This window comes from Cupriavidus phytohabitans (genome assembly GCF_000426345.1).
Taxonomy (GTDB): Bacteria; Pseudomonadota; Gammaproteobacteria; order Burkholderiales; family Burkholderiaceae; genus Cupriavidus.
The window spans coordinates 1-1,009 of sequence record NZ_AUFE01000261.1; the positions used below are offsets into that span (position 1 = coordinate 1).

General features: G+C 54.6%; 1 protein-coding gene. It reads right to left on the minus strand.

Annotated features, from left to right (window positions below; genetic code table 11):
- A partial coding sequence (locus K309_RS0135180) for an EAL domain-containing protein (RefSeq protein WP_035878988.1) occupies positions 1-953 on the minus strand: 953 nt, incomplete at its 3' end.
- Between the last annotated feature and the right edge of the window lie 56 nt (positions 954-1,009).

The window sequence follows — 1,009 nt, forward strand, 5'->3', positions numbered from 1 at the left end:
CGTCGATTGATTACACCCACGGGCCGTCCGTTCTTGACCACGGCGATCGCATGAAGCTTCGGATCTCGTGCCAGGATGTCGAGAACATCATTGTTACGGGCTTCCGGGGGGACGCTTGGCACGCTAATCAGGAGTCTGCTAGCGGAGAACGCACGCGGCGCCAGCTTTACGGCTTCCGGAAATACTGCGATAGATTGGGCACGAACGGCATCTAGTGCTTGTGCATGGAGAGCGACGCTGGGTAAAGTATTCGGCTTGCCTAAGATAAAGCCTTGAGCATAGTTGATACCAATATCGCGACAGACCATCAGGTCTTCCATCGTTTCGAGGCCTTCTGCTATCAGTTGCGCATGCCCGTGCTTGGCAAGTGCATGCAGATGACGGATCGCTTCGAGATGAAACGCTGACCGAGACACACCGGCAACAATCGAGCGGTCAATTTTAATGTAGTCGGGCTGCAATGCAATCCATAAGCCAAGATTGGAGTTTCCCGTCCCAAAGTCATCCATTGCAAACTGAGCGCCCGCCTCACGCATGCGTCGAATAGCGGTTTCAAGGGACGAAACAGGATCGGGGCTTGATTGCTCCGTTAGCTCGATGACGATGCGCTCGACGGGAAATTGCAGCGTCCCTAGGAAGGCTCGCACATCATCTTCGCAGCAGACAATTTGCCGGATTGCTGCGGCACTGAAGTTCAGGAAAAGTTTTCCAGGAAGCAGGGTCTTCGCGAATGCGCTGACGCTAAGTTTGCCAGCGAAGTGCTCAAGCTCAACCATGCAGTTCTCCCGTTGAGCTTGGCCGAAGAGCGCCGAGGGGCTTTCCAGAGCCGATCCAGCCGGACCACGCAGCAATGCTTCATAGCCAAGGATGTCTCCGGAAGAGAGGATGCCGATGGGCTGGAACACCGCATGTAGCAGCTGTTTATCGATGCACTCGGTAATCGACAGGGTCATTTTCTGAGATGTACGAAAAATCGGTCCAGCCGTGGAAACGTGGTTGGGCTTCAGGA